This window comes from Arsenicibacter sp. R0_47 (genome assembly GCF_057652235.1).
The window spans coordinates 25,880-42,146 of sequence record NZ_JBYFCJ010000006.1; the positions used below are offsets into that span (position 1 = coordinate 25,880).

Annotated in this window: 5 protein-coding genes; all 5 read left to right on the forward strand. The window is 55.3% G+C overall.

All coding sequences use genetic code 11. The features are described 5' to 3' along the window. Positions 1 to 34: 34 nt before the first annotated feature. A complete protein-coding gene (locus AC23NW_RS13215) occupies positions 35 to 1,942 on the forward strand; it encodes a glycoside hydrolase family 2 protein (RefSeq protein WP_487450066.1) in 1,908 nt (635 codons plus the stop codon). Positions 1,943 to 2,053: 111 nt separating this feature from the next. Beyond that, entirely contained in the window at positions 2,054 to 3,127 is a 1,074-nt protein-coding gene (locus AC23NW_RS13220) for a hypothetical protein (RefSeq protein WP_487450068.1), read from the forward strand. A gap of 331 nt (positions 3,128 to 3,458) precedes the next feature. After that, the gene (locus AC23NW_RS13225; RefSeq protein ID WP_487450069.1) at positions 3,459 to 11,678 is read left to right on the forward strand and encodes an SdrD B-like domain-containing protein; all 8,220 of its coding nucleotides are present in this window, start codon (positions 3,459 to 3,461) and stop codon (positions 11,676 to 11,678) included. 326 nt (positions 11,679 to 12,004) lie between these two features. After that, positions 12,005 to 12,985, forward strand: a complete 981-nt coding sequence (locus AC23NW_RS13230; RefSeq protein ID WP_487450071.1) for a glycosyltransferase family 2 protein — start codon at positions 12,005 to 12,007, stop codon at positions 12,983 to 12,985. Positions 12,986 to 13,046: 61 nt separating this feature from the next. Further along, the gene (locus AC23NW_RS13235; RefSeq protein WP_487450072.1) at positions 13,047 to 15,956 is read left to right on the forward strand and encodes a T9SS type B sorting domain-containing protein; all 2,910 of its coding nucleotides are present in this window, start codon (positions 13,047 to 13,049) and stop codon (positions 15,954 to 15,956) included. Positions 15,957 to 16,267: the final 311 nt, after the last annotated feature.

A 16,267-nucleotide genomic window follows, 5' to 3' on the forward strand; every position in this document is an offset into this window, starting at 1 on the left:
CCGGTTTATGTGGTTTTCATTTATTCCTATTCCCATGAAAAAACAACTCTTTTCCTGGCTTAGCGGCAGCCTCGCCGTACTGAGCCTGACCATGGGCAATGCCCAGACCCCGCTGAAGGCAACGATCCTCAGCAAGTGGGAAAAAGCCGTAACACCCGAAAATGCCTGGCAAAACTACCCGCGCCCGCAACTGGTCCGGACCAGCTGGCAAAACCTCAACGGCCTCTGGGACTACGCCATCCGCCCGAAAACGGAAGGAGCACCCGCCAGCTATGACGGCAAAATTCTGGTGCCGTTCTGCGTCGAATCTACCCTGTCGCAGGTCAACAAGGGTCTGAAGCCTTCGGAACGGCTATGGTACCACCGGACGGTATCCGTCCCACAGCAGTGGCAGGGCCAGCGGGTACTGATTCACTTCGGGGCCGTCGATTTTGAATCGAACCTGTGGGTCAACGGTGGCCTGGTTGGCTCACATACCGGCGGCAACGATCCGTTCAGTTTCGACCTGACCGACTACCTGAAACCGGGTCAGAACGAAATTGTGCTGGGCGTTACCGACCCTACCTCAGAAGGCGAACAGCCGCGCGGCAAGCAGCTCCTGAACCCGAACGGTATCTGGTATACGCCGGTATCGGGCATCTGGCAAACGGTCTGGCTGGAGCCGGTCGCGAACCCTGCCTATATCGATGAGGTAAAGCTGACCCCCAATCTTGATTCCAGCCGCCTCTACGTCGATGTGCTGCTGAACAAACCGGTGACAAACAATACTACCGGCATCCGGATTACTGCCCTGGACGGCACCAATGTCATTGCCAGCACACTCGTAAAAGCCGGTCGTCATGCCTCGCTGCCGGTGAATAACCCAAAACTCTGGACGCCCGACAGCCCGTTCCTGTATAATCTCAAGGTTGAACTCGTCACGGTAGCCGATCCGTTCCCGAACGTGGAAAACCGGAACCGGCCGCGCAACAATGCCACCGAACAGGCTGCCTATGCCAAAGCCGAAGTTACGGGCACACCGATTGATCAGGTAACGAGCTACTTCGCCATGCGGAAAATCTCGATGGGCCCTGGGCCGGTAGCGGGCCAGCCGGTCATGCTGCTCAACAACAAGCCGGTGTTTCAGAACGGCCCGCTCGATCAGGGCTGGTGGCCGGGCGGTTTGCTGACCCCGCCGTCGGACGAAGGCATGGCGTTTGAAATTGATTTCCTGAAAAAATCAGGCTTCAATATGCTGCGGAAACACATCAAGGTGGAGCCGGACCGCTACTACTACCTCTGCGACCGCATGGGCATGCTGGTCTGGCAGGATATGCCGTCGGGCTTCCTCAACGGCCAGAACCTGTCGCCGAGCGAGTACATTGAGCCCCCGCGCCGATCACAGGCCAAAGAACAGTTTGAACTGGAACTGCGCCGGATGATGAACCGCCTGCATAACCACCCGAGCATTGTAACGTGGGTAGTTCATAACGAAGGATGGGGCCAGTACGACAACGTGCGGATGGGCAACTGGGTGAAAGCCCTTGACCCGAGCCGGCTGGTGAATGCGGTCAGCGGCTGGACCGATCTCGGCGGCGGCGATTTCTTTGACATTCACACCTACGAAGAAGTTCCCCGCGAACCGGCGGCGAAGAAAAACCACGTCATCGTCGTCGGCGAATTCGGCGGTATCGGCTGGCCGGTAAAAGACCACCTGTGGGATGTCAACAAACGCAACTGGGGCTACCAGACCTATCAGGATCAGGAAACGGTCATCAAAGCCTACCGCACCAAATACGCGAAGATTGCAGAGATGTACAAAAAGCTGGGCTTGTCGGCGGCGGTCTATACGCAGACGACCGATGTCGAAGGCGAAGTGAACGGACTGCTGACCTACGACCGCGAGGTTATTAAAATTCCGGTCGAAACCCTGAAGGAGATTCACGCCCCGCTGTTTAAGTAGCGGCAGCAACCACTAGTGCGAACACCACCGGACGGACAGCACCCCACGCCTGTTTGTCCGGTGGCTGTCCGGAAGGTTGTTATCTTTGTCGCTTCCAAGACGTAACAAAGCATGTCGACACAACAACTTGTCCGGATCAGCATTGCCGAAACCACTGGCCGGCCATTGTCAAAGCCTCAGAAGGAGTTTAACCGGCTTACGGAAACAATTGCAGAACTGGAGGCGGAGATAATGGCTTTCCGCGCGGCAACCGCCCGGATCCGGCAGCGTATCGTCGCTGACTACCTCCCCCTCTTACAAAAATATAATCAGGCCAGGGCCGAGCTGGTCAGGACATTTGACCGGGCATACGACCGGCCGGATACGACTACCGCCGAGCGTAAAAAACTGGCGGACCTGATTCTGTCGATTGCCTTTGACCTTATCGACCAGCACGGCCTCGATGAATTAAAGGCCATTTATGACAAATACGACAGCGACGGATTTGACGCTCTGACTGAACAGCATCAACCGGAGCAGTCTGATCCGGCAGACGATCCGGAGCGGTTACCGGAAGCGGCCACAACCGACCCTATACCGGCACCCGGTGAGCTGATGCCGGCAACGCAGGAACGTTCCGTTAACAAAAGCACTGCCAGGAAACGGCAGGTAAAGCCCAAAACGGCCAGGCAACAGGCGCGTGATGCCCGAAAGGAGCTGACCGCACGCAACATCACAAAGGCGGTCCGGACACTGTACATGGATCTCGTTAAAGCGTTTCATCCCGACCGCGAACCCGACGAGGCGGAGAAAGTCCGTAAAACCGGCATCATGCAGCGTGTTACCGAAGCCTACGAAAAAAGCGATCTCTTGGCCCTGCTCCGGCTCCAGCTGGAGTTTGAACGTATCGGCCAGGCCGACCTGAAAAACCTTGCCGACGAACCCCTGACCTATTACAACACCATTCTGCGGCAACAGGTTGATGAACTCCGGCAGGAACTGTCAGGGCTCCACCAGTATCTGTCAGCCATTTCGGGCCAGGCTGACAGACCCGCAGGTCAGGCAATCGGGCTGGAATTCCGGTTTAACACCGACCTCAAGGCCCTCAAAAATCTGACAAAAACCCTCAAAAGCGACCTGAACGCGCTGAAGAACCCCGCACAAATGAAGGCATTTCTAAAGTCGTACCATTCCCAAACGCGATGATTTCGGCCGGGCCTGATAAACGGTTTTTTATAGTGAAACAAGCCATACGGTCCTGCCTTCTATTCACTTCAGGAAACAAATCGTGGCATTTACTATAATTTAACGTTTATGGCATAATAATTGATAAGCAAACAAACTTATTTACCAGTAAAACCAAAAACAACCTGTTTACTGCTTTTAAAACGTAGCAAAAGCAACTATAACGCAAAAAAATACAACATCAACTTACTTTTTCATCAAATTAGGATACATATTGATAAATGGCGTATTTTTTGCCACCAATGAAGGCATACTTGCTTATTCTCTCTAGCGCATGTAGCCTTTACTGGTTATGAAAAAACTATACTGTTGTCTCCATTCGGGAACGGACGTCCCCGACGAACGTCAGATATGTCCTGACAGGAACGCCGGAATTCAATATTCTTATGAATGGATAAAGAACTTCCGCTTCTGGTGGTTTACCATCGTTTTGCTGCTTGCCGGCGCAGCCGGCAGCTATGCTCAATGTACACTTAACATCAACAAGGTAACTACCTCTGGCTGTTATTCCGTCAGCGGAGTCAGTAAAGCAACCATAAGTGTTGAGGTTGCCTGGAGTAATGCACCGGCAAACGGATACATTGTTGTTACGACAGCCGCCCAGAGTAAAACAATAACTCCCGGAGCGATTACTGTAGTATATCCCCAGGTCAGCTACACAGTTACCGGTACACAGACAATTGTGTCACCTCAGGTTGTGGCGTTTGAAATTAATGCGACCGGTACTACGGGCACTATTACAGCTGCATTTTCTAACTCGCCAACCTGCTCAGCCACTGCCTCATATACTGCTCCTGTGGGTTGTTTACCCACCAGCTGTTCAGGGAACAACATTGGTGGTATCGTGTTTAAGGATTTTAATGATGATGGTTTACAACAGACGGGCGAAAGTGTCGGCATATCCTCCGTCGTAGTGAAAGCCATCGCCTGCGATGGTACGGTGTATACAGCAACAACCGATCAGTATGGACGCTATACCCTTCCGGTAGCCGTTACTAAATATCCGGTTCGTGTTGAGTTCAGTAGTATTCCGGGCGTTTATAATCTTGGTATCAATGGTTCAGACTCCCGTACGAGTGTACAGATTATTGACGCACCAAACTGTGACGTAAATCTAGGTGTTAATAATCCGATCGATTACTGTTCCAGTACTCCGCAGATCTTCGTTCCTTGCTATGTATATGGCGACCCACTCGTCAGCGGCAGTTCATCTGCCCTGTCGGATGCGCTTGTAACCATCCCTTACGGGGTTACAGCCGCCACTACCTTCACAGGTGAGCAGCCGATTGCTACCGCTGCTCAAATCGGGACCGTCTGGGGGTTAGCCTACAACAAAAATACCAAGCGCTTATTTCAGAGCGCCGTGTTGAAGCGCCATGCCGGCCTTGGTCCTGCGGGTCTCGGAGGTATTTACGTAACAAACTACTCCAACCCGGCGGCACCCGTTACCAGTACGTTTCTGAATGTAACGACGATCGGGATCAATGTGGGTACCATGGCCACTAACTCGGCCCGTGGCCTGTCAGGCGACAAGACCCTGCCAAGTTATGACCAGCAGTCATTTGCACAGATTGCCAAAACCGGTATCGGCGATCTGGATATTTCGGAAGACGGGGATAAATTATGGCTTATCAATATGAACGACAAAAAGCTGTATTCTATTGATATATCCCAGTATAACCTGACCGGCACAACGCCGACAACTGCCAATGTAGCATCATTCACAATCCCTGCCAGTTGTTCAGGCGGTGCTTATCGTCCCTGGGCGCTTAAAGTATACAATGGGAAAGTATATGTCGGCGGTGTCTGTGATGCGCAGTCGTCAGCAAGCAAATCCAACCTGCGCGCATCTGTGTATGAGTTCAATGGCTCTACCTTTACCCAGATTTTTGATTTCCCGCTGACCTATCCAAAAGGATACCCGGCATTTGCTGATGTCAACAATACCGGCTGGTATCCCTGGACCGATAACTTTGATGAGTTACGACAAAGCGGGCAAACCATTCTCCGTCACCCCGTACCGATTTTTACCGACATTGAGTTCGACATTGACGGTTCTATGGTGTTAGCGTTCGGCGACCGGACCGGTTTCCAGGGTGGTGACTATAATTATCGCCCGGATGGTGCCGCCACAAACAATACCACTACCTACGAAGTCAACTCACAGGCCGGTGACCTGCTCCGTGCGTTTTACGCCAATGGTGTATTTGTGCTGGAAAATAATGCAAAAGCTGGTCCGGCAAGTGGTTATGGACAAAACAACTCCCAAGGCCCGGGCTTCGGGGAGTTCTATAATGATAACTGGGTGCAGGAAAACGGGACGACCTTGTATCATGCGGAAAATATCATGGGGGGGCTGGCTCTCCGCCCGGGTTCAGGCGAAGTAGTGGTTACAACCATTGACCCTAACGACTTACACCCTTTCGCGGGCGGTGTCCGGTACATGAATAACAGCACCGGCAAACTGACGGGTGCCTATACAGTTTACATTACCCGTGGGCCGGATGTTACCAGTAGTAATCCAGGAAACCCCGGTACGTTTGCCAAAGCCACCGGTCTGGGGGATATCGAACTGAGCTGTAACACCATCGAACTGCTCCAGATCGGCAACCGTGTCTGGCTCGACGACGACAAGGACGGCGAGCAGGATGCCTGCGAAAAAGGCCTCAGCGGCGTATTCGTTTCCCTCTATCAGGGCAGCACACTCATTGCCCGCACGCTGACCGATGCCAACGGCGAGTATTATTTCCCGAATTACGCCAGCCCGTCGAGTGTCACCTTTGCCGGTTCACAAACTGCACTCACAGCCAATACGGCCTATCAGCTCGTGTTCGGCACCAACAGCCAGTATACCAGCGGTACGCTCACCGTCAGCAACGGCAAGTACCTGCTGACCACGGCCAACGCAACCGGCGGTAACCGCAATGACCTCAACGACTCCGATGCGGCCGTGGCCACCGTAGCCGGTATTACCGCGCCGGTTATCTCGCTCACTACTGATGCCATCGGTACCTCCGATCATACTTTCGATGTCGGCTTCTTCTGCCAGACCATCACCTCGGGCACCATAAGCGTCACCCAGGCGACCTGTAACCTGACCAACAATACAGCTAACAGCAACGGACGCATCACCGTAAGCGGCATCGTTAACGGCGACAAGGCTGCTATTGTGGCCTTTGGCGGTACTGTACCTTCGTATACCACCACTACCAACGTAACTGTATCCGGCGGTGTTGCTTCGTTCTCCGGTCTGGCCAACCCGACGGCGACTACCGGTACATCCTACAGCATTATCATCTATAACGGTCCGTGTTGCACAGCTGTTGTAACCTCCCTCCTCCCCCGCACTGATTGTACGTGCGATCTGGCAGCAACAGTAGCCGCGGGTGCGTGTAATCCGGTCAACAACCAATATTCAATCTCGGGGACAATTTCACTGACCAATACGCCGGCCGGTAGCTTCACCGTCACCGACGGTACCCGCTCCTCGGTGGTCAGCGTCACCGCCGGACAGCCGTCAGTCGCCTTCTCGGTTACCGGACTGACCAGCAATGGCATTACCCATACGGTGTCCATTGTCTCCTCGGGCACTGCCTGCGGATCGACATCGCTGACGTATCTGGCTCCGGCTTCCTGTACGGTGGCAGCAACCATTGTGGTATCATCGGCAACGGTGTGCTACGGCAGCAGCGCCACGCTGACGGCTTCAGGCTGTAACGGTACGGTCAGCTGGTCAAACGGGACAACGGGCACCAGCCTGGTAACGCCTGCCCTGACACAAACCACGAATTATACGGCGACCTGTACAACCGTTACCCAGACGACGTTTGCGGTCGGCACCGTCACTGTCTATCCGCAGCCGGTACTGATTATCAACGCCAGCTCGACCTTTGTCACTGCCGGTTCAACCGTCAGCCTCTCGGCCATCGGTTGTGTGGGCAATGTCCTGTGGAGCACCAGTCAGACCACGCCAATCATTTCCGTCACGCCGGTTAACGCCTCCCAGACTTATTCGGCGACCTGTACCACGGGTCCGGGCTGCTTCACTACCGCGTCGATCACCGTGAACACCCTGCCGCCGGCCAGTATCACCGCTTCGTCAGCCACGATCTGCTACGGCTCATCGGCTACGCTCGTCGCTTCGGGTTGCAGCAGCGGTACCATCGCCTGGTCTAACGGCACCACCGGCGCCACGCTGGCCATCGCCAGTCTGACGGCGACTACCAGCTATACCGCCACCTGCTCGACGCCAACCGGCTCGACCGCCGCGTCGGTGGGTACTGTCACGGTTTATCCAAGACCCCTATTGTCGATCAACGCCAGCTCGACTTTCGTCACCGCCGGTTCAACCGTCAGCCTGTCGGCCATCGGGTGTGTGGGCAATATCCTGTGGAGCACCACCGAGACAACACCGGTCATTTCGGTGACGCCGGTCAACAGTACGCAGACTTATTCAGCGACCTGTACCACGGGCGTGAACTGTCTCACTACGGCTTCGATCACCGTGAACACCCTGCCGCCGGCCAGTATCACCGCTTCGTCAGCCACGATCTGCTACGGGTCGTCGGCTACGCTCGTCGCGTCGGGTTGCAGCAGCGGGACCATCGGCTGGTCTAACGGTACCACCGGCGCCACACTGGCCATCGCCAGCCTGACCGCTACTACCAGCTACACCGCCACCTGCTCGACGCCGACCGGCTCGACGGCCGCTTCGGTCGGCACGGTCACCGTCTATCCGCAGCCGGTGCTGGACATCAACGCCAGCTCGACCTTCGTCACCGCCGGTTCAACCGTCAGCCTCTCGGCCATCGGTTGTGTGGGCAATGTCCTGTGGAGCACCACCGAGACAACACCGGTCATTTCCGTTACGCCGATGAACGCCTCCCAGACCTACTCAGCCACCTGTACCACAGGTCCGGGCTGCTTCACTACCGCGTCGATCACCGTGAACACCCTGCCGCCGGCCAGTATCACCGCTTCGTCAGCGACGATCTGCTACGGCTCATCGGCCACGCTGGTCGCGTCGGGTTGCAGCAGCGGTACCATAGCCTGGTCTAACGGCACCACCGGCGCCACGCTGGCCATCGCCAGTCTGACGGCCACCACCAGCTATACCGCTACCTGCTCGACGCCGACAGGCTCAACCGCCGCGTCGGTGGGTACTGTCACGGTTTATCCAAGACCCCTATTGTCGATCAACGCCAGCTCGACTTTCGTCACCGCCGGTTCAACCGTCAGCCTGTCGGCCATCGGGTGTGTGGGCAATATCCTGTGGAGCACCACCGAGACAACACCGGTCATTTCGGTGACGCCGGTCAACAGTACGCAGACTTATTCAGCGACCTGTACCACGGGCGTGAACTGTCTCACTACGGCTTCGATCACCGTGAACACCCTGCCGCCGGCCAGTATCACCGCTTCGTCAGCCACGATCTGCTACGGGTCGTCGGCTACGCTCGTCGCGTCGGGTTGCAGCAGCGGGACCATCGGATGGTCTAACGGTACCACCGGCGCCACACTGGCCATCGCCAGCCTGACCGCTACTACCAGCTACACCGCCACCTGCTCGACGCCGACCGGCTCGACGGCCGCTTCGGTCGGCACGGTCACCGTCTATCCGCAGCCGGTGCTGGACATCAACGCCAGCTCGACCTTCGTCACCGCCGGTTCAACCGTCAGCCTCTCGGCCATCGGTTGTGTGGGCAATGTCCTGTGGAGCACCACCGAGACAACACCGGTCATTTCCGTTACGCCGATGAACGCCTCCCAGACCTACTCAGCCACCTGTACCACAGGTCCGGGCTGCTTCACTACCGCGTCGATCACCGTGAATACCCTGCCACCGGCCAGCGTCACCGCTTCGTCGGCGACGATCTGCTACGGGTCGTCGGCTACGCTCGTCGCTTCGGGTTGCAGCAGCGGGACCATCGGCTGGTCTAACGGCACCACCGGCGCCACGCTGGCCATCGCCAGTCTGACGGCGACTACCAGCTATACCGCCACCTGCTCGACGCCAACCGGCTCGACCGCCGCGTCGGTGGGTACTGTCACGGTTTATCCAAGACCCCTATTGTCGATCAACGCCAGCTCGACTTTCGTCACCGCCGGTTCAACCGTCAGCCTGTCGGCCATCGGGTGTGTGGGCAATATCCTGTGGAGCACCACCGAGACAACACCGGTCATTTCGGTGACGCCGGTCAACAGTACGCAGACTTATTCAGCGACCTGTACCACGGGCGTGAACTGTCTCACTACGGCTTCGATCACCGTGAACACCCTGCCACCGGCCAGTATCACCGCTTCGTCGGCGACGATCTGCTACGGCTCGTCAGCCACGCTCGTCGCTTCGGGTTGCAGCAGCGGTACCATAGCCTGGTCTAACGGCACCACCGGCGCCACGCTGGCCCTTGCCAGCCTGACCGCTACTACCAGCTATACGGCCACCTGCTCGACGCCAACCGGCTCAACCGCCGCTTCGGTCGGCACGGTCACCGTCTATCCGCAGCCGGTGCTGGACATCAACGCCAGCTCGACCTTCGTCACCGCCGGTTCAACCGTCAGCCTGTCGGCCATTGGTTGTGTGGGCAATGTCCTGTGGAACACCACCGAGACAACACCGGTCATTTCGGTGACGCCGGTCAACAGTACACAGACTTATTCGGCGACCTGTACCACGGGACTCAACTGCTTTACCACGGCAAGTATTGCCATCAATGCACTGCCACCGGCCAGCCTGACAGCCACCACAACGACCGTCTGTCTGGGTTCATCGGCGACACTGGTTGCGCTGGGCTGTAACAACGGCTCCATCGCCTGGTCTAACGGCACCACCGGCGCTACACTGGCCATCGCCAGCCTGACGGCCACCACCAGCTATACCGCTACCTGCTCGACACCGACCGGCTCGGTCAGCAGCGTGGTCGCTACCGCGTTCGTTGAAACACCAGCCAGCCTGACCATCAGCCGTACCGTCATCACCGATGCGCAGTCGGTAACCGTGTCCGTTCGCGGCTGCAATGGCAATACCAGCTGGTCAACCGGTGTTACAGGCAGCTCATTCATTGTCGTACCAGCAAATCTGAACGCAACCTACAGCGTGACCTGTACCTCACCGCTGGGCTGTACTTCGTCGGCTAAACTCACCATCGGCAATCTCAATCCGAATGACTTTACCGTCGGTGATGCCATTACCTGTCAGGGGCAATCTGCTACCCTTACGACCGTCGGCTGTCAGGGTACGCTTAACTGGACAGGCGCTGGCGTCAATGGCCAGACGACAACCAGCATCGTCGTCAATCCGGCTCAGACGACCTCATATACCGTCGCCTGTACCAACGGCACCGACGTTACTGAGCTTGTTGCGCAGGTTACCGTCGTTCCGGCCCCGAGCCTGACACTTTCCGTCAGCAGCCTCACTGTTACCGAAGGCGACCCCCTGAGCATCACCGCCCTGGGCTGTGACATCGGTCAGCTGACATGGAGCCTCACCGGCGTAACCGGAAATATCCTCAGCACAACCGCTAACCTGATGACCAGTACCTACTCCGTCACCTGTGCCCTGACACCAACCTGTCTGGATACTAAGTCGGTAACAGTAACCGTCATCCCGCTTCTGCCGGATCTGGCACTTACTAAAGTGGTCAGCAGGAACCGCGCGAACCTGGGCGAAGTCATCAGCTATACCGTCACCCTGAGCAACACCGGTAATGCACCGGCCACCAACGTGGTCGTCGAAGATCTCCTCTCGGCAGGACTGGCTTATGTACCTAACTCGGCCTCTGTCAGCCTCGGCACCTACGCCACCGGCTCACCGGTCAGCAGCTGGAGCATTGCCTCACTGGCCGCCGGTCAGACCGCCACACTGGTGCTCTCAGCCAGCATTCTGGCCGAAGGCGTGCATTACAACACGGCACGGATTCCGGGCGATACCACAACGACTTGTGTCAGCGTGGCCTACCGCGTCTGCCAGGGATCGGGCTATGCGATCCGCATTCTGGGGCCGACGGGTTACAGCCGCTACCAGTGGTACAACGGCACGCAGCTCATCGCCGAAACCACGACCAACAGCTACACCGCCACCGCCGCCGGTGAGTATAAGGTAGTGGTTGACAACGGAGCCGGTACCTGCCCTGACGGCAGTTGCTGTCCGGTTATCATCGAAGAAGTTGCCATTCCGGCTACCTTCACCGTAACGGGCACCAACCCGAGCTGTATCGCGCTCACGCCGCAGAATAACGGTGTACTGACGGTGAGCGGACTGGGTAATGACCTGAGCGGCTACCGCTACGCTATCAGCGAGGGCAGCAGCTTCACGGCCACCAACCCGGCAACGCAGCCGGTACCGGCCAACGGAGTGATTGCCACGACGCTGACAGCACCGAAGACCTACACCGTGCGGGTGTACGATCAGTTGGGCTGCTACGCCGACCGTACGGTAACTCTAACGGCTAACTGTGTCTGCCCGCCAGCTACCTGTGTACCGATTTCGATTAAACGCATTGTCAGACCATAACAGGATCAGGCTATAAATAAATACGTTGTTATGATGCAGCAGTAAGGCATGCCTTACTGCTGCATCATAACAACAATAAACCTGACAGTAAGCGCATTAGCTACAGAATCTCACATAAAGCGACATTCGTATGCAGGCTTAAGACCGGCACTGAATCTTTTTTTGCTTTCTTACCATCTGCCGTCATTTACTTCATTAGCCATATAAAGACCACACTGCCAGCATTCCGATAGTACCGTTGATTGCTAAATTCTCAAAATGAGAGTAAGCCAGAAAACGCGGTTATTCCTATCTTTGCCCCCTATCCTTACAAAATTGATTGTATTTTGATCGACGTCAGCATTATTATTGTCAATTATAAAACCCCCCACTTAATTAATAACTGCCTGCAGTCTGTCTATACCCACACCAGGGGCATTACCTTTGACGTTATAGTTGTCGATAACGACTCTAAGGACCAAAGCCGCGAAACTGTTCTAAGTCAATTCCCTGACGTCCAATGGCTTGACATGGGCTACAATGCCGGTTTTTCGCGGGCGAATAATCTGGGAATGGATTATGCCAAAGGGCGTTATCTGTTGCTGCTAAATTCAGATACGCTGATGGTCGAAAACTTGCTGGCCCGCTTTGTTGACGTTCTGGATAATCAGCCAGACGTAGCCGCTGTCGGTGCCATGCAGATCAACAGGGAAGGACAGGTTCACTACGATATTTTTGACACGTTCGGAAAGATACGCCGGTATTTTTACATCGTTCCACAGCATCCTTTTTTCCGTAAGCTCCTCTATAAATTCGTGCCGGACAATGTGTATACAGATCCTAACCAGGTCGACTGGCTGTCGGGAGCCTGTATCATGACCCGTCCTTCGACCATTGCCAAAGCCGGTAAGCTCGACGAAAGTTTTTTCATGTACGGTGAGGATGTGGAATGGGGATACCGGCTGGGCAAGCAGGGTCGTTTGCTGATGTTACGCGATGCCTTTGTCGTACACCTTGAATTTGGCAGCAGCGAAGAGTACCGCCAGCATGTTGTGACGCATATTAACCGGTTTAAAACGCAGGCACAGGTATCCAACCTGCTCTGGATACGGAAACAATATGGTATCGGAGCTTACCTTTTCCTGATTCTGCATTACTTGTCAATGGTACCGGTCGTTTTTATTTGGAAAATCACCGTAAATCTGCGAAATAGGGATTCGATATTTTCAGGCTTAGAGAACCAGAAAGAGTTTGCCGGTCAGGTCGGCGTTTTTCTCCGGTTCCTGCCCAGAACTTTATTAAACCGAAAGGGATTTTATAAAGTTTGAGTTAAATCGTAATACAGTTTTTGGCCTGTTCCACGTTGATAGGTTACTGACGTACATTTATATGAAATCGAAATATACCTCATGGTTGGCTGTTACCCTGCTTCTGTTGGGTGCCTTATGGCCGACTCTATCCCACGCTACCCACGTACGGGCCGGTGAAATTACAACCCGGCGTGTCGGCACCAACCCGCTTACGTATGAAATCACCCTGATTACCTATTTTGACGAAGTCCGGGGAGCCGAAGCCAGCCGTCAGACCACCGAAGTGGAAATCTGTTTCGGCGATGGTAATTCACGGTTGGTACCACGTACTTCTCAGACAAAAATCAACGGCGGTACTTCATCCATAAATATTTACCGGACAACCTATACCTATCCGGGTCCGGGAACGTACCAGATTTCAGCCTACATCGAAAACCGGAACGGACAAACCATCAACATTAATAACGGTAACTCAGATAACATTACGTTCTGGATCAGAACCATCCTGACCGTAAATGCCGGCCTTGGCCTCAACAGCTCGCCGGTGTTGCTGAATCCGCCGCTTGACTCGGCCCGCGTTGGTCAGAAGTTCTGCCACAACCCCGCCGCCTTTGATTCGGATGGTGACAGTCTTGCCTACCGGATGGCCATTCCGCAGCAAGGCCCACGGAACAACCACTGCCGGGGTATCGATGTGACAGCCTATCGTGATCCTGCACGGGGCATTGATCCGAATGCGCAAAATGAGCTGAAAAACGGACCGGCCACGTTGTCTATTGACCCGTACACCGGTAGTCTGTGCTGGGATGCCCCCGCTGTGGCCGGCCAGTATAATATCGCTTTTGTAATTGAAGAGTGGCGGGACGGTGTCCTGATCGGGGAAATTGTCCGCGATATGCAGGTCATCGTTGTCGACAACCCGAACAAGCGTCCTCAGCTGCTGACCCCTAACAATCTCTGCGTTGAAGCCGGCCAGGCCGTAAATCAGATTATCCGGGCCTGGGATCCGGACAATAACCGCGTTGAAATTTCGGTTTATGGGGGGATGTTTAACCGGCAGCCCGATGGTAAACAATATGATCCACCGATTATTGCAACGCCATATGCCACCTTTACAACACCCACTCAACCGCAAAGCGGCACGGCAACCGGTACGCTTTCCTGGACACCGGCCTGCGCGCATATCCGTGAAGACCCTTATCAAGTGCTGGTGCGCGTTATTGACTTTCCGGCACGCAACATCACTCAGTTAGCTACGCTGGAAACCTTTGATATTAAGGTCATCGGCCCGCGTCCGCAGAACCTGACCGGGCGGCCGACGACGTTTGGCTCAAAACGCGCCATTCAGCTGACCTGGAACCCGTATGTCTGCTTCCCGTCGGGCAGCGTTCAGCCTGACACTAAAATCATTGTTTACCGGAAAGTCGGCTGTCCATCCGGTCCGATTCCTGCCTGTACGACCGGCATACCAGCCAATCAGGGGTACGTTGAGATTGGCCGTGTTCCGTCAACGATTTCGACCTTTACAGACACGACCAGCATTCAGCGCGGGGTGAAATACAGCTACAGGGTTGTTGCCCAGTATCCGCTGCCGACCGGTGGCTACAGTGTGGCATCCAACGAATTCTGTCTGGATCTTCCGCTGCTCTCACCGGTACTGACCAACGTAACGGTTGACTCTACTTATGACACGAAAGGTGTTATTACTGTTCGCTGGACCCGGCCACTGGGCCTGAATCCGGCCGACGGCGGTGCGCCGTTCCAATACCGCCTGTTCCGTGCAACGGGGCAGAACGGCAGCAGCTATTCGCAGGTAGCCGCCATTACGACTAACCTGTCCCCTACGGCAGCCGATACGGTTTTCCGCGACCGTAACCTGAATACGGTTCAGAATGCATACCGCTATCAGCTGGAATTTTATTTCACGGATGCATCGGGTCAGCTGGTGCGCTCCGATATTTCGGACCCGGCCAGCAGCGTGCGGCTGACAGCGACTCCCGGTAACCGCCAGATGACGCTGACATGGCAGGCGACAACGCCGTGGACGAACGACAATCAGACACATCGTGTTTATCGAAGCAAAACAGGCCCGAACGGTCCGTTTAACCGCATTGCCGATGTGCCGGTGCAGGGGGCTTCGACATACACCTATATTGACCGCGGTGCCGACAACATTCTGGCCGATGGCAATACGAGTCTGTCGGTGCTGAGTCCGGACAGCAGCTATTGCTACCGCGTTGAAACCGTCGGTACCTATGCGGCGACAACGTCCATCAAGGTTGGCCTGCTGAATAACTTCTCGCAGGGGGTTTGTGCCAGTGCCGGCGATACAACCCGGCCGTGTGCCCCGAATCTGACGCTGGATCTGCTCGATTGTGCGACGCTGGATGCTAAGGCGTTCTGCAATCAGACGACCTTTACCAACAACCTGTCCTGGACAAATCCGGAGCGGGATAGCCGTGGCACGTGTGATCCGCGCATTGCTTCGTACAACATTTACTACAGCCGGTTCAACGACAGCCAGCCGCTACAGAAGATCGCTAATGTGATTGCGCCGACAACAACCTACCAGCACATGAACCTGACTACGGTGGCAGGCTGCTATTATGTGACGGCGGTTAACCGGGCCGGCTTTGAGAGTACGCCAAGTAATAGGGTGTGTAAGGATGTGTGTCCGGCCTTCCAGATGCCGAACGTCTTTACACCAAACGGTGACGGCAAAAACGACGTATTGACGCCAATGCCATGCCCCGCTTTCGTATCAACGGTTGATTTTCAGGCGTTTAACCGGTGGGGTGCGAAAGTATACGAAACCAGTGATCCCAATATCAACTGGAACGGCAGCACCAATGCCGGTCAGCAGCTGCCATCGGGTATCTATTATTACGTCGTGACTGTCCGGTTTGCCACCCTCGATCCAAACTCGCCACCGGTTGTCATCCGTGGCTGGGTTGAGATCATCCGCGAAACGGGGGTTAACGGGGGTTAATAAACTGTCAACGTGGCATTTACAGGAGCTGTTGGTTTTACCGGCAGCTCTTTTTTGTTTCGCCGGTTTCATACCTACGGCACGAATTTTCTGGCAAACCCAATCGATGTCTACCGACGTCTACCGACGCTCTGCTGTTATGTCCCTACGGGACAATGGATAATTCTCTAATCCTGCCCTGTGCGACGTCTACCGACGCTGCGCTGTTGTGTCCCTACGGGACATTGGATAATTCTATAATCCTGCCCTGTGCGACGTCTACCGACGCTGCGCTGTTGTGTCCCTGCGGGACATTGGATAATTCTATAATC

Coding starts and splice junctions, on each gene's coding strand:
- AC23NW_RS13215 (WP_487450066.1), top strand. CDS start 35: ATGAAAAAACAACTCTTTTCCTGGCTTAGCGGCAGCCTCGCCGTACTG.
- AC23NW_RS13220 (WP_487450068.1), top strand. CDS start 2,054: ATGTCGACACAACAACTTGTCCGGATCAGCATTGCCGAAACCACTGGC.
- AC23NW_RS13225 (WP_487450069.1), top strand. CDS start 3,459: ATGAAAAAACTATACTGTTGTCTCCATTCGGGAACGGACGTCCCCGAC.
- AC23NW_RS13235 (WP_487450072.1), top strand. CDS start 13,047: ATGAAATCGAAATATACCTCATGGTTGGCTGTTACCCTGCTTCTGTTG.